13 protein-coding genes and 1 pseudogene are annotated in these 21,587 nt (G+C 57.1%); 9 read left to right on the top strand and 5 right to left on the bottom strand.

Annotated elements, in window-relative coordinates; translation table 11 throughout:
- The first annotated feature begins 345 nt into the window (after positions 1-345).
- Positions 346-747, top strand: a complete 402-nt coding sequence (locus WDJ58_RS23825) for a carboxymuconolactone decarboxylase family protein (RefSeq protein WP_338918090.1) — start codon at positions 346-348, stop codon at positions 745-747.
- Between the two features lie 338 nt (positions 748-1,085).
- On the opposite strand, the gene WDJ58_RS23820 is transcribed toward WDJ58_RS23825, so the two are convergent.
- Positions 1,086-2,453 carry an NAD(P)/FAD-dependent oxidoreductase gene (locus WDJ58_RS23820; protein WP_338918089.1) on the bottom strand — a complete coding sequence of 456 codons (1,368 nt, stop codon included), beginning with the start codon at positions 2,451-2,453 and terminating at the stop codon, positions 1,086-1,088.
- 657 nt (positions 2,454-3,110) lie between these two features.
- Here WDJ58_RS23820 and WDJ58_RS23815 point away from each other — a divergent pair.
- From WDJ58_RS23815 to WDJ58_RS23780, 8 genes are all read left to right on the top strand, one after another.
- Entirely contained in the window at positions 3,111-4,106 is a 996-nt protein-coding gene (locus WDJ58_RS23815) for a DUF7351 domain-containing protein (RefSeq protein WP_338918088.1), read from the top strand.
- A gap of 157 nt (positions 4,107-4,263) precedes the next feature.
- The gene (locus WDJ58_RS23810; RefSeq protein ID WP_338918087.1) at positions 4,264-4,884 is read left to right on the top strand and encodes a cupin domain-containing protein; all 621 of its coding nucleotides are present in this window, start codon (positions 4,264-4,266) and stop codon (positions 4,882-4,884) included.
- 324 nt (positions 4,885-5,208) lie between these two features.
- Positions 5,209-5,796, top strand: coding sequence for a DUF7437 domain-containing protein (locus WDJ58_RS23805; protein WP_338918086.1), 588 nt, complete (start codon positions 5,209-5,211; stop codon positions 5,794-5,796).
- 5 nt (positions 5,797-5,801) lie between these two features.
- Positions 5,802-6,335, top strand: coding sequence for a hypothetical protein (locus WDJ58_RS23800; protein WP_338918085.1), 534 nt, complete (start codon positions 5,802-5,804; stop codon positions 6,333-6,335).
- A 147-nt stretch (positions 6,336-6,482) separates the two neighbouring features.
- Positions 6,483-8,093, top strand: a complete 1,611-nt coding sequence (locus WDJ58_RS23795; RefSeq protein WP_338918084.1) for an AAA family ATPase — start codon at positions 6,483-6,485, stop codon at positions 8,091-8,093.
- Positions 8,094-8,186: 93 nt separating this feature from the next.
- Positions 8,187-10,781 carry a VWA domain-containing protein gene (locus tag WDJ58_RS23790; protein WP_338918083.1) on the top strand — a complete coding sequence of 865 codons (2,595 nt, stop codon included), beginning with the start codon at positions 8,187-8,189 and terminating at the stop codon, positions 10,779-10,781.
- Between the two features lie 110 nt (positions 10,782-10,891).
- Positions 10,892-11,869 carry a hypothetical protein gene (locus WDJ58_RS23785; protein ID WP_338918082.1) on the top strand — a complete coding sequence of 326 codons (978 nt, stop codon included), beginning with the start codon at positions 10,892-10,894 and terminating at the stop codon, positions 11,867-11,869.
- 85 nt (positions 11,870-11,954) lie between these two features.
- Positions 11,955-12,743: a hypothetical protein gene (locus tag WDJ58_RS23780; protein WP_338918081.1), complete on the top strand. Its 789-nt coding sequence runs from the start codon at positions 11,955-11,957 to the stop codon at positions 12,741-12,743.
- A 349-nt stretch (positions 12,744-13,092) separates the two neighbouring features.
- On the opposite strand, the pseudogene WDJ58_RS23775 reads toward WDJ58_RS23780, so the two are convergent.
- From WDJ58_RS23775 to WDJ58_RS23760, 4 genes and pseudogenes are all read right to left on the bottom strand, one after another.
- Positions 13,093-14,086, bottom strand: a pseudogene (locus WDJ58_RS23775) (transposase).
- A gap of 42 nt (positions 14,087-14,128) precedes the next feature.
- Positions 14,129-14,473 carry a hypothetical protein gene (locus WDJ58_RS23770; protein ID WP_338918080.1) on the bottom strand — a complete coding sequence of 115 codons (345 nt, stop codon included), beginning with the start codon at positions 14,471-14,473 and terminating at the stop codon, positions 14,129-14,131.
- A 506-nt stretch (positions 14,474-14,979) separates the two neighbouring features.
- The gene (locus tag WDJ58_RS23765; RefSeq protein WP_338918079.1) at positions 14,980-16,641 is read right to left on the bottom strand and encodes a pre-toxin TG domain-containing protein; all 1,662 of its coding nucleotides are present in this window, start codon (positions 16,639-16,641) and stop codon (positions 14,980-14,982) included.
- 173 nt (positions 16,642-16,814) lie between these two features.
- Positions 16,815-20,795, bottom strand: a complete 3,981-nt coding sequence (locus WDJ58_RS23760; RefSeq protein WP_338918078.1) for a hypothetical protein — start codon at positions 20,793-20,795, stop codon at positions 16,815-16,817.
- Positions 20,796-21,587 lie beyond the last annotated feature (792 nt).

Raw genomic sequence — 21,587 nt, 5'->3', positions numbered from 1 at the left:
CGTATTTTCATCACATCTCACTGTAGAATCCTCTTGCAGACAATACAACATGCTCTGTAGATACCGTTCTGCCGAATGCACTCGCTGAATCGGTGACTACGGTGATGGCAGGAATCCAGCAGTAGAGGATGACACTGCTGCATAGACCGCGCGTATCTCTCACTATCGTTCCTGCACCAGATCGACCAGTACCGGACGACACGGCCCGTTTCTCTACATGATTGATTCCCTTTGCAGATGTTGACTGATTTCCAGCGACTGCGTTGACGGCAGACGGTGCCAGAATTTTACGAGGTAACGTTGTGGCCCTCGCAGTCCTATTGGTAGTTTGCGGGAGGGTACGACATGGCATCAGAACAGACAGTACGGGAGATCGAAAAAACGTTCGGACAGGTACCCGGCTTTATGCAGATCATGGCAGAGCCGGCAAGCGACCACAGTTGGGGGATATTTCGGGACCTGCTCCTTGCCGAAACCGAGCTGTCCCCGCGCGAGAAAGCGCTCGCCGGAGTGAGTGCAGCCGCCGCTATGCAGTGTCCCTACTGCGCCTACTTCCACAAAGAAGAAGCACGATTCGCGGATGTCTCGGAGGCCGGAATCGAAGAGGCAGTCAACCTCGCTGGCAGTACCCGGTACTTCTCAACGCTGCTGCACGGAAACGAATATGAGCACGACGACTTCGCCGCCGAGACGGACGATATCTTTGAGCACCTCAGGGAACAAGAGGAATCCACGGCGGACGACTGACCCCGATCGAGTCGATCGGGTTCAGTATTGGCTGATATGACCTTACTAGCCATTCCACAGTACGATAGTGAGCAGATTCCTGATCGAGGTAGGCACGCGATCGTAGGTTTTCAGAACCTCTACTGTCCACTGAGTATGGCATTACTGGAACCGTGGAGAATTCGTTACGACTCGTGTCAGCGGTCATCACTGGCTTGGATTCCGTTCGGTGATTCGGAAACGCGGGAGGTGATCAATCGGTCATCGATTCCGAAATAACCTGTCGTGCGCTACACCGTTCCACGTATCACGAGTGGTGTAACTCTGTTCTGCAGGTGGATGTTCGTTCATTGCTCGATTCAGATACTTGGCGTGAGGACTCGCCACAGGATGCGGGGCCGGAACAGCGAGGTCGGGCGCTCTTCCATGATAATGACCCTGTTGAACGCATCAGCGACTTTGCCATCCGTCCGAGCCTTCCGTAACAGCCGCGAGAGATACTTGTTGATGAGATCTGTCCCGGTGGGTTTGGGCCCGGTGGTCTGTGGAAACTGGAAATCAGAGCCGACTGCGAGCATCCAGGCGTCGTCGACGACAGTTTCGGCTCGCTGGAAGAACCGATGTGCAAGGTCGTCGGTTCCGTCCGCCGCGAGGACGTGGTGTAGCTGGAGGGCTTCGAGCGCAGCGACCGACATACCCTGGCCGTAGATCGGATTGAAACTGGCTATTCCATCACCAACCACGACTAACCCGTCGGGAAAGCGGTCGATCTCCTCGTACCTGACCCGCTTGTTCGAGGGGAACGGATACTGCTCGATCATTTCGCTTGCCAGCCCGTACTCGTCGATAACACGCTTGAAATCAGGGATCGGCAAGCTGGCGGCGAAGTCAGCGAAACCCTCGGGATCCGGTGGGGCGTGTTCGCCATGGACCCCGAAGAGCGTCATCATCCACCGGCCGTTTTCGACCGGAAACATGCCACCGCCGCGTTTGCGCGGGGGGTTCGGCAGAACAACACGCGTTTGCTGTGCATCCACAGGTCGATTGACGAGAGCAGTGCTGTATACCACGTCAATATGAACTTCATCGACCGTCGGCGTCGGATAATCGTGTTCCGCCAGCCAGTCCGGGGTTCGGGAGGTTCGTCCAGTCGCATCGACAACCAGGTTCGCAGGGATCTCTTCTGTACGCCCGTCCTGACGTATCGATATCCCCTCGACGTTCGGTGCCGTCTCCCCGACGATGTAATCGATGAACTGGCAGTGTTCCCGGAGCGAGATATTATCGACGTCGTCAACTCGCCGTCGCGTGACCAATTCGAACAGCGGCCGACTGGCACAATACATCGGTAATCGACCCGGTCCGTGAGCCAGCACGTCCCCCTCGATGAACACGCGAGAGTCGCTGTTGATCTCGATTCGGTTCCCTCCAGCAGCGATCAAATCCTCGCTAAAACCGGGAAATAGATCTTCGAGTGTTCTTCTCCCGGCTTCGTGCAGGTTGTGAATGTGGTTTGCCTGCGGAACCCCCTTTCGGGTCACGGGGGCATCCGGCAGTGAATCCTTCTCGACGATCATCACTTGCTCGAAATGATCCGCCAACACGCGGGCTGCCAGCAGTCCCGCCATTCCCGCCCCCGCAACAACTGCATGCCCGGCCTTACGAGTGGTTTGGGCAGAACCGTACTCGGGAACAGTAGCTAACGTCATGGCAATCTCCCGTCTCATACGTTATCGCCACCCATCTATGTTAAGTGCTAGCACATAGATGTGATACGATTACAGCGCTTGCTGAACCGTGCCCGGTATTCAGGATGCCTGACGACGCTGGCGGATGGTCTACAGGAACTCTGTGAGGCGAGCATCATGAGCCGGGAGCCACAGACGAGATCCCGTCCGGCATCGAGTACTCCCGACCGAGAAAACCAAGCTCTACACTCTATCATTGAGGCGGTCGGCGACTTGATCGACGAGTGCGAAGATTCTACTGCCACACAAACCCCCGGACAGCACAGGGATTAAACGGATTCCTAGCGAGTCCACTTTTGCCTTATCCGGCGTTTTCGGCTGTTTCAGGAACTCTACTCCCCGCCGCGGATATCATTACTGAATCCGCGTAGAATTTGTGACGATTCGTGTCGGGGGTCATCGCTGGCCTGGATTCGCGTTCCACGACTCGGTGGCGGATTGAGGTAATCAAATCGGTCATTGATATCAATACGAACCCTCTCACGGCATCCTACACATCACCGGTACGCTGTTCGTCCATACGGACTGGTCCGTTGTCGAGGTTCTAGTAAATACGTACGGATATCGTGTAATTGGATCAACCTGCGGAACATTCCTAGAGGTACGTTTATTCGTTCTGCCACGCGATTAGTTACCATGGATCAAACTCGGTTCACTCCCGATCTGGACCTTGATGGACTCTCGCCAAATGAGGCCTTTGCCATTCTAGGAAATGAAATCCGGTTAGAGATTATCCGGGTTCTCTGGCGTGCAGACGCTGCTCACGAATACGATGACGGCTCTGATACAGCCAATACGATGTCGTATTCCGGGTTGCAAAATGAGGTTGATATCGACGATAATGGAAAATTCAACTACCACCTCTCACAACTGGCCCCTCATTTCATCCGCCGCACTGATGATGGATACCGCTTGAGCGGTGCGGGCAAACAAATTGCCAGAACGGTAATAGCTGTTTCCGGAACGGACCGACTCGACTTCTCTACGGAGATCGAAGACGATTGTCCGTTATGTGGAGCACACGTAGAGGCCACTTATGAGGACCAGTGGCTTCGGATCAGGTGTACTGAGTGCGATGGATTGTTCGGGGACCAGGCACCGACGGGGACGCTGTTCCTCACGAGTTATCCGGCCGCTGGAATGACGACCCGCAACCCTGACCAAGCACTCGCAACCGGCCTCTACCGGTGTGCGCTGGATATTACCTACATGATGTACGGTATTTGTCGGGAGTGTGCAGGCCACATCTCGTCGTCAGTAACGGTTTGTGAAGCGCACGAAAATCATAGGGGCGAACCATGCGCCACCTGTGGGACCCCGTTCTCGGTGTGGGCAGACATGCGGTGTGATACCTGCGGGTTCGCCAAGCGGTTGCCGGTAGAAATGTTTGCCACCGGTCTGGCCATGGCGACCGGATTGATAGACAATCAAGAACTGGATATCCATTCCCCCTCCTTCGAGGAGGCCGTCAGCTTGCTTCAAAGCAGCGTCGAGACCACTGTTTCGAAGGGGCCGCTTCGTGCCTCGATTACTATCGAGGGCGAGACGAGTACGTTCACTATCACGCTGGACGACGATATGAACGTCGTCGATCTCGACCGAAGGCTTCAATCTGAAACCGCTCCCTCGTAACCCGGATTTGCCTCAGTTCGATGGGAGAAATATTATTCTCCTAACATATATGTCCACTCTCGCCTCTAGTATCGTCTGCCAGTTGCGGAGCAAGACCCGAGCGACGTGGCGTCCGTCTCGTGGAAGGACGGAAAAGAAATATCGAGACCTCGGTTGGATGCCACAGGAGGCAGCCAATGACACCACTAAACAACACGAACCCGCACATCGACCGTTTCTGGTTGGGGGCGACAGCATGACGGCCACAGAGCAAAGCAGGCAGGATCGTATTCTCGATTGGGGAGATTTCCCTGGACGGTGGGAAATCACAAGATCGACTGAGGAGACGGACGGCGAGCTGTTGGAAATGCGATTTGAGATTGAATCCGTCCCCGAGGACGGCCCGTTTGTCCACACTCACCCAAACGCCGAGGAGAGCTACGAAGTGCTCTCGGGTGTTCTGGAAGTGTACGAAGACGGAGAGTGGATGGACGTTCCCGCTGGCGAAAAACACACCGTCCCTCCAGGGACGCCGCATACGTTCAGGAACAAGAGGCCCGTCGAGCTCATCAATATCCACGAGCCCGCGCTCCAGCACGAGGAGTTCTTCCGCAGGTTTCATCAGCTCGTCGCGGAGCGAGGAGTGTCATTACCGCCAGGGGGCTTCAGTGATATCGTGTTGATAGCGATGCTGACGACAGAACATGAAGAGGATATCCGCGCAGTAAGTCCACCGCAATGGGCTTTTCAAATCCTGGCTGGCATCGGCCGCGTACTAGGATACGATATACCGGACTAATCAGCGACGGTGAGTTACGGGACGAGAATCCGTACACAACTCCGAATATCACCTGTGCTCTCCGCCTCACATTCCACCGGTGTCAGTCTTTGATGGTTTCGAAATTACTAGCGGTGTCTGTGACATTATTGTGACCGACTATCCGCGAACCCTTGGACGAAACGGGGATGAAGCGGATTCTTTGAAACAGCGTACCGGAATCCCGGCGAATCTATCACTCAACGACCTCCAACAGCTGCTAGTAGTTCTTCAGTGTTGTGACCGAATCACTCAAAGGAATCGTCCGGCGACAGTGTTTTAAAGAATCCGCGGAAAGTGAAATACATGGCCAACGCCGCTTCCCGGGGCTCACATCCACTCGATGCGATGCTCGCCATCTCCGATGTCGTGACGAACCAGCGGTATGCGCAGATCTATGCCCGGGTGCTCACGCTCGATACGCCGACGGTCGAGGAACTCTCTGAAGGGCTCGATAGTTCGACGACGACCGTCTACGAGGACGTGAAACACCTCGTCGAGAGCGGCATCCTCGAGCGCGTTACCGACACCCAGCCGCATCGATACCGGGCCCGCCGGATCGACCTCAACGTTGGGACGGACGACGACTCCTATCATATCACGCCGGCCCTGTTCGTTGCGCTCGCCCGACGCGAGACGAACGAGAAAATTCAGCTGTATCTCGACCGACACGGAGTAGGTGGCCTAGCGACCGCTCTTGAGTACGCCCGTGACTACGTCCAGGGCCGAATGAATGCCCGGATCATGGCGCGCGAGCACGACCTCCCCGTGCTCGAAGCGGAGACGATCCTGCAGGAACTGCGCGACGTACTTCTGGATGTCGATCCCGATCTCGAAGCGAGCCCCGACGTTGACGAGCTGGACGCGGCGGTCGACGACCGTAGCGGGGAGTGAGTCGAGTGTCGGACCCGCTCTTTCCGGACGTGGAGGCATACGTCATCGATACGAATCTGTTCGTCACCTTCGAGCGCCACGGAACCGTCGCCCTGCTCGAACGGGCCGTCCGAGCCCACGATATCGTCCTCCTCCTACCGTCGCGGGTATACGAGGAGCTGACGCCAGCGAACTATCCGTATGAAACACCGCCGGTCGATGATGCGATCGAGGCTGGGTGGGTGGAGGTCCTCGAGGAAGTCGACTATACGAACCCCGTAGTCTCGGCGACGATGGACATGGTCCGTCGATACATCGCTGCCGCTGACGACCGTCCCGAACACGATATCGAGCAGGCCGATGCCGAGGTCGGTGGGGCAACGGCGATGCTCCTCGAACGTAGTGACGTTGACTCGGTCGCCGTCTACACGCATGATCTACCAGCGTTTCGAGGGATCGAACGGGCGTTGACCGAACACGGGTACGAGGATCGCGTCCAGTTGGTCCGAGCGTTCGATTTCGTCGACGCTGTCGAAGCCCGGTATCAGTTCGAGGGGTAATCGCTCCGCCCGAATTGTTGGATAGTATTACCGAACTACCACTGCATTCAGCACCGGCTCGACGATCTCCACGACGCATCCTGACCGCTGATTTTACCAACCCACAATCGGGTGGCGGGACTTCCACGCGAGTTCCGTCTCATATTCATGTCTGCATCCGACTCAGATCCAGCTGTCGATCGCCCCGAACCGCTCGTGGTCCTGTCCCACCTCGTCCATCGCCTGCTCAAGCGCGAGGGGGGTAGTGTCCCGCTCGAACGAGTTACCTTCCGGGTCAGCGACTACGTCGACATCGGCGATCAGGAGGCCGCCGACCTCATCGATGCCGGTGCTGCCGAGGGGATTTTCACTCTCGATCGGGGGTCCGGCGGGAGCACGACTATTGTCGGCGTCTCGCCACAGGAACCGGAGCCGGCTGTGATCACCGAGGCTTTCGGCGGTCCTGCTGATGCGACGGGTACTGCCGATTTTCAATCCATTGAGGTCGTCACCGAGAGTATCGCGACCGCACTTCGTGACGCCGGCTACGTGACATTCACCAATCTCGCGGACGCCGACCTCGACGACCTCGCTGGGTTAACCGGGACGCTAACCGAGAGTCGTGCGGAGGCGATCATCCAGGCAGCACCCCGGCACGTCCCAGTCGGCGTATGGCTCGCCCGGAGCGCTGACATCCGGTACGATCGTCGAGTCGACGAGACGACGGGCCGAGGAACAGCACGGGTACTCGACATCACGGCCGCCACCGAACCAGTCGGCGAACCCCGCTATCGATCCGAGGGAATCGAACCGGATTCTGTCGATGCCCAATATGTCTCCGATATCGGCCGGAACGAGCGGGATCCAGTACCGACTGGGTTACACATCCTCGACGACCCCGATCACCCCGACGTCCCGAAGGCCGCGACGCATCCCGAGGCGGGTGACGATGCCCTGCCGGTCGATGAATCGGGAAAAGTGGTTCCACCGGCGATTCCGACGGAGCCACGGCTCCAGCTTCCACTAGACGAGCTGCTCGCGAAGAAACTGGCCCGTGGGCTAGTTCCGGTCCGTCTGGTTGGCCCGCGCGGCTCCGGGAAGAACTACCTCGTCAAGTACCTGTGTCACCGGACGAACCGTGGCTACGTCTCGGTGGACTGTGACGAGGCGACCCACACGGAGGACCTGTTCGGACCGCTCACGCCCACCGAGGATGGGCTGATCGCGCCCCGGAACGGGCCGGCCAAGCAAGCGCTACTGAATGGATCGGTACTGGTGCTCAACGAGTTCCCCGTGATGCGTGCCGGCGCCGCGATGTCGCTCCATCGCCTGCTCAACGAGGGCAAACTCCTCGTGAAAGCGCATGGCGAGTTGGTAGAACCCCATCCGTCGGCACGAATCGTGATCACGATGAATCCGCCGACCCGTGAGTACCGCGATTCCGAGCCGATGAATTCGGCCACTCGTGGTCGGTTCCGGGCGCTCGAACAGCCCTACATCCAAGACATCGACGAGGAGGTCGCGACGCTGGATGCACAAGTGAACGCCAGTCACGAGGTTGTGGACCGAGGGACGCTCCGAAAGATCGTCCAGTTCGCCCACCAGACTAGACAGAACGAGAACTGGCCGACACTCTCGACGCGAAATCTGACGATTCTCTGCGAGCAAATCGAGGACGGCGCTTCTCCGAAGGCAGCGGTCAAGAACGAGGTGTGGGCGGTTGCGGAGCCGAATCAGTATCCCGACGACACCTACGAGACGCTCAACGACTATCTATAGTCGTTTAGGTTACCCCACAAATTAGATATTCTATCGTTCGTGGGGTAACGGCTCTGCAGGCGTTTATCACTTGGAAATGAACGAGGAGGCTAGGTGCTTCTCGTGATCACCATGTTCAATACCACTTCATTTACCGAGCCTACAGCACAGAAATTCGTCCCTGACGTGGCTGCTCAAGTGCGGACGTCATCCGGACGAACAGAGCGACTTCGTGCATTCATTCGTGGTCATCTGCCAACGGAGACCGATGTCGAGGTCGTTCTCACGCCAGCCGTCGAAACCGCTGCGGTCCTTCCTGCCAATCTCGATGCGCTCGTGGCCAGCGACGCAACTGAATTCGAGCGGCAGCAGGCCGAACAGCTCCTCGAGAACGTTGACGCCGAATTCCTCGTCCTCGTGACGACCCAACCGGCGCCGTTGGGCCGAATCCCGGTGAACGATCAGCTGACCGCCGATCACGCCCACCAGTTCGGGCTCGCCTTTCACGAACTGCTCCATATCCTCAAGACGGCTATCGGCCCCATCGCAGAACTCCTCGAAACCGAGATCGATACCGATTATCGCCAACAGGTCCACGATCTCGTCAACATCATCGAGGACGGGGCCATCGAACAGGAGGCCATTGAAGGGGCGAACTTCAGTGACAACGCCGAGATTCGCCTCGAACTCACCCGCCGAATCCACTCGCAGGTCCCCGATGATATTCCCGACGGTGAGCAGATTCGGTTCTCCTTCTGGGACGCCGTGACGAGTGCGCTCTACGAATGGGCGATCTATCCGACGGGCATCACGGAGGTACTCCTCGATGAGGACGACGAACGGATCGTCTTCGCGTCGGAGGCGGATGCCACGGGCTTCCATGCTGTTCAGGAAGCGCTCCAGCGGTTAGCGCGGGATGCCCTCGCGATCCGGAGCGCCAACCCCGAGGATATCACCCACAGCCACGACAAGACCGCATCCGTACGGCGAGCTCGGCTCGTCGTCGAGATCTGGCAGTCGACGATCCTCCCGCTCCTCGAGGACCGTTCCGAAGCATCCGCCGAGTCGCCAATGGAGGGCGATACTCAAGAGACCGCTGCGGACTCCGTCTCATCGCCGGATTTGGGCGACTCGGAAACAGCTAATCCTGAGACCGAACCCGACTCATCGAGCGACGAGGAGACTGATGGAGGGGGCGACGAGCGCCCGCAGTTCGAACGGAGCGCAACGGACGATCCATTCCAAGATGTCCTCGACCAGCCTACAATCACGCCGGATCCGCTCGACGAAGACCTCGACGAGACACCTGGCCTTGACGATCCGAACGCCCATACTGGCGATACCCCCGGCTCAGACTCTGATGGTTCATCCCAATCGGTGGGCAGCGATGAAGACCAGCCCTCGCCGACCTCGAAGCCTCTCGACCCCAGAGCGCGGGCACTCGCTCGCTCCATCGAGTGCCCGGACACAGAACCCGAGTCCTCGTACGGTGAACGTGCCTCCAGCGGCGACGAGGTGGATGACGGCTCTGATACCGCACAACAGTCGACCATCGGGGACTTCGACGCCGGCGGCGCTCCTCGTAACGACTGCTCCTCTAAGGAGACGGGTGACTCTCACGATGAGCGCGACGACGGCCACGATCAAGCCGAAAGCAAGGCCCCAACCACGAGTACCTCCTCTGAGGACGGATCGGAACCCACAGCCGCTCCCGAGCCGGCACACGCTGAGGTCCTCGATCGAGATCCTGCTGACGAGTCAGACACCTACGAGGAAGCACTCACCGCCGACCGGACTACGGCTCACGACGAGGCAGATCGAGAGAGCATCGATACCGACGCACTGGAGCGTGAGCTGGAGGACCTTGGTTACCGGCTCGGTCGGGGTAGTTCAGACGACGACCAAGCGGCCGGCGGGAGTTCTGCGGGACCGGGCCAGCTCGACGAACTAGAACTCGTTCCCATCGCTGATGACCATGCACCACCGGGGATGTGGGCCGACATCGAAGACGGCGCTGCCCGAGTTGCTGGCACGCTCGAGAAACAGCTCCGGCTCGACCGTCAGCGTGGTGTCCGGCGAGGATTGACCGCCGGTGGATACGACACCACCGCGGGCCACCGGCTTCTGATCGGCGATCCCCGGGTCTGCAAGGTTGACACGCCGGGCCGCGAGAAACGCTACGCGCTGGTGTTAGTCCTTGACCGCTCGGGCTCGATGCGAAACGGCGAGCCCCCGAAGATCGAGGTCGCGACGAAGGCGCTGGCGCGGTTCGCCGTCGCCGCAGAGGGGCTCGGGATCGAGGTGGCGATCGTCGATTTCGTCGACGGTCACGCTCGGCTCGTGAAGCCCTTCTCTGTCGAAACCCGCCACGTCCAAGCGGGACTACTCGACACGGACTGTGGTGGGGGAACGCCGTTGGCGGACGCTCTCGGACTTGCACGCCAACTCGTCGAGGATCACCGCGACGAACCCCTCATCGTTGCCGTGACCGACGGCGAGCCGAGTAGCGTCGACGACGTCATCGATCAGATTCGGGCCACCCATGCCCCCGTCTGCTCGCTCACCATCGCCACCGATACCCAGCCAGGCCATCTCTCGACCGACGCTTCGGAACTCGCCGACTATTATGAGCGCGAGACCACGGTGTACGGCAGAGAGCGACTCGACGACCGGCTCGATCAGTTCGCCAGTCTCCTCGTCGGATTCTGAGTACATATCTGAGCCTCTCACAGCTTTATCGGTCCGAACGGGATGTGGACAGAATCCAGAAACAGTGATTGATTCAGATGCCACGAAGACACATCCACGCCTCCTCGTCGATGCTACCGTCGCTGGGACTGTCGCCGGGGTCGCTAGCCGATATCGATACAGCCTACGACTACAATGTCGAAACCGACCCGCCGGCTATCGAGCCGGTCGAACATCGTATTCGCCTCGATTTCATGGCTGGTGGGACGATTCGGTACGATCAGCTCCTGACGAACTCCGATTCCCGAGAGCGCGACGCGGCCGAGTTCGACCCCTGGCATCGTGCAGGGCGTGCGAAGCCTCTCGGGATGCAGTACGCCGAAGGGACTTGTCAGCGCCGCCTCATCGAAGAGGCGCGGTACTACGAGAGCTATGACGACGAGGGTGCACTCGTCGATGCTCCGGCGTTTCTCGCCCATCGCCTTCGGCAAGCTCGCTCAGCTGCGGATCCGGAGGCTGCTCTCCGGTCAGAGCGCGACCGCCGGGAGACGTGGTACCGGACACTGATTCCCCGCCTCAACCTCTGTTCGGTGTTGAAGCGTTCCTCATACGGCACGCTCATCGACGACGGTTCCGGCGAGATGCCAGAGGACCACGATCTCCTCGAGTACAACGGATTCGTCGGGGTGATCGTCCTCGATCCCGATCACGATCCCGAGACATACGCCCGAGAGCGAAACCTCCCGTCACGATATGTCGTTCACGAGCAGGATCTCTCCAGTGGGAAAGCTGAGGAAGGAGCGTGTTCGAGCGAGTACGGGCTCGACCTACCGGCTCCGTTGCTCGTCGGTGAGTATGCGAGTGGAAGCCAATATCCGTTGCTCCCGTGGTCCGATGGGTTGGTCTGTTCGTGCCCATTCAAGACCGGCGCTCCGTGGCGGGTGATGTGTAAACACGAGTTGCTCGCGTCGATCGTCCTCGGTGCTCAGGAGTCGATCTTTCTGCCGGTGACCGACGGACTCGATGTCCCGTATCGCGCTCGCCGGTTTGTCAGTCCAACCGTAGCGAGCACTCATACGCCGCAACTCCCGGACGATGAATGGCCGTGATTCGCGCCGGGGGGCGCACAGTTGCGTGTCACGCAGCCTCTGAAATTACTTAGTAGAGTACCGCTGAGGAGGAAATAGACGAGATATGTCCTCGCGTCGTCGGCTCAGTCCAGACCGCCCGGACCAGCACCTGAGTCGTTCCCAGCGACGGGGATGGCAACGGCGAGGCCTTCTTGCGGCGGTTTCGTCAGCCGCGGGGGTATCGCTGGCGGGCTGTGCCAGTATTCTCGGGCAGCCAGACCCGGACGGCGATGCCCCGGCTGTCAGCGCTGGTGACGGGGAGAGGAGCGATGCCGATGACTCGAATTCGGGACGCACGACCGACACGGCAGAGCCAGCGACGACCTCCGGTGATGCGGAGCAGGATGAGACCAGCCGAGAGCCGTCAGAACGCAGCGGCGAGGTTATTGACGGTCCCGTCGACAGCCCTCCGACCAACGATCACCCCTGGGTCGACGATCCTGCCGATGGGCTGGGATTGACGGAGGTGACTCTCTCGATTGGTACGGACCGAACTCGGGATTTCCTCGGGACAGAGCCCGACGAGCTCTCGATTAGCGTCGACGACGACCGATTCACCGTCGACGGGCGAGGCCACCTCGAGTGGGACTGTGACGAATTCGCGCTCGCTCACGTCCTCGTCGACGCCCGAACGGCCGAGGTGTACGTCGAAGCCGCTCCCAACGATGCGTGCCGAACCAGTGACAACGACGAGGGACGAGGGCCGTGGGTTACACCCTTCACTGTGACCGGGCGCTTCGCCGGTGGACGACCGGACGCGCTGGAGGTTCACCTCGAGGGGCAGTACATTGAGGGAGACGGTCCGCGGGGAGGCTCGTTCGCGAGGGCCAACCAATCAGTTGCCCGTAACTGAAGTCTTCAGCTTTTAATTAGACTCCACTTTTGACTCAGTACCGGAGTGGACATAGAATACGCCGTTCAGGTTCAGCGTCCCTGACGCTAATGCACACTGATAGGGTGCGCTTCCACCCGAAGACATCTGCCTCAAGTAGATCGGCCATGAGATCTCGGTCAGTAATGGGGTTACTTCATGAGCATCTCACTTGCAGGGTGTGGGTGTCGAATTAGTGCTAACAGCGATTAACACCGCTTCTAACCCGCTCAAAACCACATGGTGGTGGAGAGGGAGGGGGTCTGACAATGGAATATCAGTCTCCATAACTACCTGCGTATTCGTGGTAGAGGGTGTCATAGAAGAGTTCTCACACCGTGATCACAGTACTGCCCGGATTGTCTCCGCGTTCGTAGTTGGTAATAGCGACAACGAGACGAAGGCACAGCGCGAGGATATATCTGCGCTCGTGCGTGGACGCGGCCTTGGGCGTGCGTTCGCCCGAGGCCGCAGTCCTTGACTGATTCGTTGGTTCGTTCAACTCCTGTCCGGCGGTTATACGTTTCGTATAGCGTCGATTGCTTCAGTTGAACGTCTTCGCTATGTTCCTCAATACGATCCTCGATCCTGTACTCGATATCTTTCGGGTCGTCGGTGTTTCGCGCGTTGTACGGAGCGACTGGCACGACCCCTGCGGCCAGCAGGTGGTCGTGCCAGTCGAGCGTATCGTAGGCGCTGTCACCGACCATCCAGATCGGCTTGGCGACGGCGAGCGCGTCACGTGTGACGCGCATCGCCGTCTCCTCTGGCGCCTGCTTACTCTCTGTGAACTCCGTTGCAATCGGGATCTTTTGCCCAGTCGAGACGATCGTACAGCCGTAGCCGTAGTAGTACTCGTCGTCGGTTGGATCGTAGCATTTCGACGCGTCTTGATCGGCGGGCATCGCCCTCACGTCGGTTGAATCGATGCAGTAGGTCAAGTCGAGTAGGCCACGCCGGGCGGCCTGCTTGACGAGCCGGTTGAAGACTTCGTCAACGACGTGTTCGAGGTCAGTGAGGAAGCGATCGACCGCGTCTCTCGACGGCGGTCGATCGAAGCCACAACTCAGCCAGACGATCGTGTTCCGAAGCTCCCGCTCAACCGGACGAATACCGTAGATGTCGTGGTAGTAGCAATGGAGGAAGCCACGCATCAGCTCTGGTGGTTCGTGCTCTCGTGTTCGCCCCGTCTGCGCCGGGGCGAACATGTCGAATTCGTCGAGAAACTCGAAGGAGAGATGCTCAAACAACGCTAACGTCTCGGTCTCCGCGACATTGAAGAACGACTCTACCGAAGGCTCATGCTGCAGGGTCGCTGAGTCCATACCACCTCAGCATTCACCCTGCTCTTTGGTGTGGTAATCGTTCTATGACACCTCGTGGTATCCGATTCTTTTCAGTTCGTTCTGACCATATTTATTGACCTGATCGTGATTTTTGTAACGAGAGCCCCCACCCAATTTCTTTACAATTAACAAATTTTTATCCTTCATGCCCCTAAGTTCGTTTCCAGTTTCATCATTGTCCAATGGATTTTTGCTCATCTCTACAATATCACCACGAGTCGCTTGGTCTGAGTCTGATTCTTCTAAGTATTTATCGAGAAGTGAAAGAATGATGTGCTGATGTGTTCCTCCTGTTATCTGTCCAGGTTGTCTTTCAGTGGAATCCGCCTTGCCACGCGCGACCTCACCCTGAAGTGATAAATTCACTCGAATATGTGTGATCTAACCATTAAAACGATTCAGATTTTTTTAATATATTCTCAATTTCTTCCACAGGATTCTCTGTTTCAGTTTCAATTACAATCTCTGTTCTCATTACGATGATAAGACAAACGGGATAGTTATCAATCTAAGGACGGACCGCGTTTGCAGAGGTCACATGGACGTCAGTTGACCGGATTTCACCCGGTAACAGGGCCAACAGGGACGCCTTTGTCGGCGAGCAGCAGGGGTCACAGTCGCCCAATCCTGTCATCTGTTCTTCGCTGATGACGTCACGGACTGCTCTTGCCACTCATCACCCTTTCAGCAACTTCTAGGGGCAGTTGCTGCAGTTCGCGACTCCATGTGATACACCTTGTGACGCGGAACCGTTCTACTCGTTGGCCCTCTCGCCCGCATGCAACTTTGGAGTCTCCATATAAACTCTAACTGCTGAGGAGACTACTTATATTTTCCTCTTGACAATATACGGAACTAAACTAGATCCAGACTCAGCCTCCGCGACTAAGGGGTGCTCGGTAAACTTTGACGGGTCTTCCGCCAAATTCGACAAGGGTCCACGGCTGTCCATCAACCAGTCGCTCAAGATTGCCGTCTCGATTAACACGGAAATTGGGGGGGAGCCTACTATTTGCTCGCGCGATCACTTCGAAATGACTAATATTCGCCATATTAGCGTGTTCTGCGATCATCTCGAATTTGTTAAACGCGGCGTTCCCTTTCCCAGCGAGTGTTATTGTACTTTCGGCCTTCACCTCAATAGGCACAAGCAGGCCCCTACGCTGGGTTGCGACATGATCAACCATATTGAGCCCTCTCGGGACTCCGAGGAGATCAGCAGCCGCTGTTTCGCCCGCTACGATGGAGTTCGGTCTTATACTCTTCCGATTCTGACTGTACCAGATCGCGCGATATTCCGTCTCAGCTTCCTCGAATGTCGCGTTCCTCCGCACTTCAGGATACCTTTTACGAATACGGTCAAGCTTGTGCGGTGGCGGTCCCTCCGAAAAACGCCTGGCGATAGGGTGTTCGGGGATTTCAAATCCGTCAGTGGACTCTCCCTTGACCTTCGCTCGGTGACGGGGCTTACCAGTAGATTGGGAGGTCATCTCGGGCGGTTTTTGGCTACTTTTTGGTGTCGCTTTCGAGCGGCCGACTAACACATCACGGGATTGTTGGACTTGCTCCAGAACTGCAGCCTCATCCCTGCTTATTTTTAAGCCCGCCGACCCCCTTGCACGACGCATCCGAGCTAGCAACCTATGTGCATCCTTGACTGGAATACGGGACAGTTCTTTTATAAACGGGAGCATTTCATTGGGGGGAATACGATGTTGCACTGCTAAAGCTGATAGTGTCTTCGCTGAATGAATCACTTGCTTTAACGTAGTCTTGGTTCCAGCAGCCACTCCTCGGAGAGCTGCCCTCCCAGCACGAGATACGCCTCGAACAGCAAACGGTACGAGAGTCAGCACGCCTATCAAGCCGCGTTCCCAATTATTCAATTGACGACCAGATATTAATCCTTCACCGGATGCTGCTTCGTAGATTGCTATCCCCTGGCCGAGAAAAGGGATATAATCTTTTATTATGTCAACACTACCCGCGATTGGTGCTGTGAGCTGAATTCCCATAACCCCTCTTGGATCTACCTTCAATGGAAGATCAACCCCGAATGGACTCGATAGCCGATCATGCTCGAAGACGAAATTCTCTACGAATGTGTAATCAAGTTCATTTTCCGATGCGAGCTTACGGATCCGCTGCTCCCATTTTTGTCTATCGCGAAGCAACCACTCTTTATGTTCCCGGTCTTCTTGACGTTCTTTAGCGATCTGGAGAATTCGTTCACGTTTCGCTTTCCATTCCTTTTCTTTATACTCTTCAACGGGAAATTGCGACCAGTACCACACCCAATCTGGATCTGTTATACCGTGAATTTCTGCATAACTTTCGAAAGCAGAATGTATGACTGTCTGAGCGGCAGAAACTGAACTAATTCCGTGAGAAGAGAGCTGCACTCTAAGGTTACTCGCTAGTACTTCAGCAGAACTAGATTGCCGGGCGATCCGTTCGCCCAGTAGTGAAAGGCGATATTCTCCAAGTCCACGGTCATCAACACCTTTGGAGCGGAGAATTTTCTCAATCTCCACGTCATTTTCTGCCCCGCGGAGAATATCGGGATCGATGCCACTAACGCTTGAGTCGATGAGGCCTCCTGGACCCGGTAATGTTCTGTTAATTCCCCGGTTGAGACTTGTTGAAGAGTTAGGTCCGTCACCCATGATTGATGTTTCTCTGGGCAACAGGGCTCTCAGCTTGTATATTATTCATTCTCATCATCATCCTTATCTGCCGAAATGACGGCAGTCGAATCGATACCTTCGACAATCACATGACGATCAACGTCTGGGTCACCGAAATCGGGATCCTCATCAAGTAGTCGGGCGGCATACCGAAGGTTCTCGAGTTCCTCCTGCCGGAGTTCGGCCCGTGCTTTCGCTGCATCGTAGCCGCGGTGTGCCAGCTTGAATCCTTCGAGGAGTTCCTTCTCTCCCAGAATTGCCTCCATGTAGAGCTGTCCCGTCGGTACCACCACAAGGTCGGTTTCACGACGGGGGTTCGCCAGCCGCTTGCGAATAATCTCCCCGATAGATGCTTCGAGGGCGTCGATTTCGGTCTGTCGCTCCTGCTCGGTCAGACTCTCGTCATTCACGAGTTCGTTGTGCTTGAGCTCCACGAACTGGCGCAACTCCTCGGAGGTGAACTCCGCGAGGTCATCCGGGTCTCGAATGCCGAAGTAGTCGTCGACGTACTCGTTCATCATGTAATCGGTGAGGAACGTGCAGGTCTTGAGTGGGAACGCGATGTAGTTCCCCTTGTAGCCTATCGGGTTGTCCAGGTCGGCGATTTCGATCAGACGAGCGGTGTTCTCCTCAGCGTCGTCGACAGGAATCGGGCTGGATTCGACTTCCACGACGTACCTGTCCCCGTCGACATCCACGAATCGCTTGAGACCGAGAAGTCCCGTCGACTCGTTCTCGTCCGCTTTCCGGAGAGTTAGCGTTACCGTCCCTGCACGGGGAACGTACACCTCCCTGTGGTAGAGGCGGAAGTACCGCTGGTCCGGCGGTTCGTAATCCCAGATCGCCTGCATGTAGTAGAGGATGTTCTCTTTGACGTGCATTCGCAACTGGTCGATCGCCGTCCGACGATTCGACCGCTCTTCGAGCGCGTCGGTGTAGGCGCGGGTGCCTTCGTTGAAAGCCCCCCGTTCGCTCTGTAGTCGCCCCTCCATTTCTTGAACCGAGGCTTCGAGGTACTCCAGTTCCATTTCGAGCGCCTCAACTTTTGCCTCAGCGTTTCCAATGTCGTGTTCCTCGTCGTCACCGGCGTACGTGTCCTCCCAGAAGTCTTGGGCCCATCCCTCACTATCTTCTTCCGTCTGTGCCTTCACTAACGCCGACCGTGAGCCAATGAGGCGCTCACGCAGGCCCTTTCGGATTCCCTTCTGTGAGTCGAGCGTCTCTTGCAGTGATTCGATTAGTTCCCTCTGTGTCTTCCAGTTTTGCTCCTTGATGTTCACGCTGAGTTCGTCCCCGGCGAACGAATCGTGCAGGTCGTCTAGCGCACCGTGGAAAGAGTCGTCGAGCAGAACGCGCCGGAGAACCCACTCGTGTTCTAACAGCCAGGCTTCGGTAATCTCGTGTGGAGCGGGGATGTCCTGTGCGACGAAGACCACCGGTGTGACCCGGTGAATGCGCTCCGAGATCCGGTACTGACGTTCCAGTTCGTAGAGGAGGTACGTGACGGTGAGTTCGTTGTTCGGGTTCGACAACTCGCCCGACGTCGTCGTCTCGCCGGTGAACGCTTCGGTGGTCGAGACTTCGAGGTTGCGTTCGTTTTTATACTCGTGTGATGCCTTGACTACCGCTTCTCGGAAATTTTTCTTGGTCTGTGCCGATTCACTTGCTTGGTTCATCGCGAATTCCGCGGTACTGGAAAACCATCCAGATGCGGATAGCTTGAACTTCGTGTCTTCCGTCGCCTTGCGGATAATTTCTGATTCCGCTCGATCCGTCACTGCCGATTCACCACGCTGAGTCGAGAGCGCCTTTTCGACCTCCTTCTCTGCCCGAGACCGCTTGACCGTCTCCTTCTTAGTGTACTTTCTCGTCTCGCCCGGTGCCAGCGGGATCGTCGAGACGAGGTCGGCTACCTGATACGGCCCCGGTTGCCACTCCTGTCGGTAGGTCGTTAGGATACCGTAGTTGACGCTGTTAGGTTCGAAGTAGTGGAACGAATAGGGTTCCGAGAGCCGCTCCCGAATCTCTTTCAGGAGGCGAGTGAGACGGGTTCGGGCTCCTGCGGGATTGGCCAGGATTTTAAGTCCTTTCTCGTATCGGACCTTTGTGGTTCCCATTCCAGTAGCAACCTCCTCTTGAAGGCCCTCGGGTTTCCATACGGAATCCCTTATCCGAAAGGCCATGACTTCAGGAATATCGTCTCTTGAGGCTTCCCAGAGACCTGCATTGGAGAGTCGAATTAACTCCTCTTGTTGCCCTTTTGATAAGAGATTCCACGTTTCGAATGTGGCCTCCTCCCAGAATCCCGAAACGTCCTCCGGCACGGGCTCGAGGAGTATCTCGCTCTCTCGCTCGACTTCCTTCAGGAACGCATTGATGTCCACTATTTCCTCGATTTCGACGAACGAGGGGAGTGTGACGCCGTACTCTTCGTGTAACTGAACGTGTGTGTCGTAGAGCTTCTCGACGTTCCCCTTGACGGAATCGTCGAACGCCTCCGTCCAGACGCCGGGGAACGCAAACTGCAATGCGTGGAAATCGTGGATCGAAGTCACGTTCGCCGGTCCACCGGACAACTGAAGCTGGTCGATGGAATCGCGGAGCTGTGCCAGGGTGTCCGCTGCTCGACCGTCACTGGCGTCAAATCGTGCGAGGTCGGTCAGCTGACCGAGCACTCGCTGGCGAAGCTCCGTTTCGAGGTTATCTCCGTCTGCCAGCACAGTCGCCTCGCCATCGATGTACACACTCACTTCGGGGTCGACGTCGATGTCGAGGACCTCACCCGTGTACTCGTAGCTATCGCGCCCACTTCTGCCGTCGACGCTCCCGGACGCCGTCCACTCGTCGGTTGCGGACTCGGCGATCGTATCGTCGGCGTTGTTCCACGCCCCCATTGCATTCGACTTCGCTAACGATCCGTTGACCGTGAACGAGTAGCTGCCACTCGGTTCCCCTTCGAAGGTGATCGTGGTTTTCGTCTCCGCGATGTCTTCTTCGTCTGGTATAAGACCCTGTTCGAGTAGGCTGCGGACGCGAGTGAGATCGTATCCCTTCTCCGAAGGGCGGAGGAGGGAACAGAAAACCTCCTCAGACTGCTGTATTTGTGTCGGTGGGCCGCCACTTTCCGGGAGTTCGAACCCGAACTGATCAGCCGTCTCCGAAGAGACAGTAGTGACGAGTGGATTCCTCTCCGTCTGACGCTCACGATACCGCTCGAGCGTCTCGCTCCCCGTCTGTCGTGCCTTGGTGATCGCAGTCGCCCTCGCCGTCTCGCCGTCGCTGTCCGAGACGAAGTACTCACTCGTCCGCTGGGACTTCGGGACGGTTGTGAATCTCCGTGTTTGTTTGCGGATCGTTTCGAGATTCTTCCGCGAACGATCGACTCGTGTCTGGGGTTCCTCTATTAGTCCTCTGTCGACGAGTCCGTCCTTGACTGTTTGATTGAACTCCGAGGCCTTGTCGATGGCTGCGAGATGGCGATTCGCCTCTATTGCAGGTTCAAACGATTCGATATCTCTCTGCAGAAGGGAGATTCCAGCCGTCTCGAGCTGTTTCTGGCTGAGTTGAATTAGATAGCTTTCCGTCTCTCCTGCTTCTACCCGGGTGATGTGCGAGTGGTGAAGAATCTGCCGCGAGAGGGGCGTCGCTGTTGGAAATCGACCATCCTCTCTCGACTCGACCTCATCGGCCTCTTGTGTCGTTTCTGGGCCCAGAATGAACAGGACCAGATCCGCTCGTGAGTTGTCTCGACCCCTCTCGCGATCCTCGTCGTACCGTAATTCGAACAGTCCTCCGCTGTCGGTGAGTACGGAACCCAACCGAGACGCTCCCTGACCTGCCAGTACGTTCCAGAGATCTTCTGCGCGTTCCTCCTCGAGATCGACATCCTCGCCCCTGTCGTCTACCGTACCGTCGACGCCCATGTCATACGCTACGACGAGTACGTCTGGAATCCCGTCGTGCTGTTCTTTCGACTCTACCTTGCCTGTGATAGTATTCATCGGGGTTGTTTCTAGGGAACGCCTGTCAAACAGTACTAATTATAGTTGAGACTATATAACTATTGTCCATTAAAATCATGAGTGATCGAGAGCCCGCTTACATGACACACATAGGGACCGTCACTGACCATTGGAATCCCCTTATAGACTCCTGAGGTCAAATGCTTAAACCGACGCACCATATATAGAAAAGCCGTGTTCTACGTGTCGAAATAAGTAGATCCTAAACTTCGTGTCTCGGTGTGCTAACCCGCCACAAGCCGAGGCGCTCAAAATGCAGTATATCAAATGACCGCTGAGTACCTCCGGCAGCGTGACGACGCGCTTATTGTAGATGTATGGTGCTTCCGTCGAGACTTCCCCGAGATGTGTTCGTCGAAAACCTCAACATCACTGCTGACGGACGAAATTTAACGCCTCGAATGGGGCGAGGGAGCTGGCGATTCTGCAACGCCAGTTTCCTCGGTACCCCATGCCCACCGACGATTCACAGCCGTCCGATCACGAACCGACAGACGACCATTCACGACTCTATCTCTCTATCCACCGCCAAGCAGTCTTCGGGACGGAGGGACTGGAGATCGAGACGGGTGCGGTCGAGACCACGCTCACCGATCACGGCATCGAGGTTGGTCATCAGCGATCGACCCGGCTCGATGTTCCCACGAGCGAGAGCTTCGTCGACGACCGGCCGCAAACGAGCGCTGGCAGTGTGGACGCCGGTGAACAGGAGCCGCTATTCGCTTCTTCGACCCCCGGCCAGCGGACACTCGACGACCGTGACGCCTCGAT

It is taken from the genome of Salinirubellus litoreus (assembly GCF_037335815.1).
In the GTDB taxonomy this organism is placed as follows: Archaea; Halobacteriota; Halobacteria; order Halobacteriales; family Haloarculaceae; genus Salinirubellus; species Salinirubellus litoreus.
The sequence above is the reverse complement of the archived record's forward strand: the minus strand, read 5'-3'. Positions and strand labels throughout refer to the sequence as shown.

Excerpts from the sequence above, each read along its gene's own strand:
- WDJ58_RS23825 (WP_338918090.1), top strand. The coding sequence starts at position 346 with ATGGCATCAGAACAGACAGTACGGGAGATCGAAAAAACGTTCGGACAG.
- WDJ58_RS23815 (WP_338918088.1), top strand. The coding sequence starts at position 3,111 with ATGGATCAAACTCGGTTCACTCCCGATCTGGACCTTGATGGACTCTCG.
- WDJ58_RS23805 (WP_338918086.1), top strand. The coding sequence starts at position 5,209 with ATGGCCAACGCCGCTTCCCGGGGCTCACATCCACTCGATGCGATGCTC.
- WDJ58_RS23760 (WP_338918078.1), bottom strand. The coding sequence starts at position 20,795 with ATGAATACTATCACAGGCAAGGTAGAGTCGAAAGAACAGCACGACGGG.
- WDJ58_RS23810 (WP_338918087.1), top strand. The coding sequence starts at position 4,264 with ATGCCACAGGAGGCAGCCAATGACACCACTAAACAACACGAACCCGCA.
- WDJ58_RS23820 (WP_338918089.1), bottom strand. The coding sequence starts at position 2,453 with ATGAGACGGGAGATTGCCATGACGTTAGCTACTGTTCCCGAGTACGGT.
- WDJ58_RS23785 (WP_338918082.1), top strand. The coding sequence starts at position 10,892 with ATGCTACCGTCGCTGGGACTGTCGCCGGGGTCGCTAGCCGATATCGAT.
- WDJ58_RS23780 (WP_338918081.1), top strand. The coding sequence starts at position 11,955 with ATGTCCTCGCGTCGTCGGCTCAGTCCAGACCGCCCGGACCAGCACCTG.
- WDJ58_RS23795 (WP_338918084.1), top strand. The coding sequence starts at position 6,483 with ATGTCTGCATCCGACTCAGATCCAGCTGTCGATCGCCCCGAACCGCTC.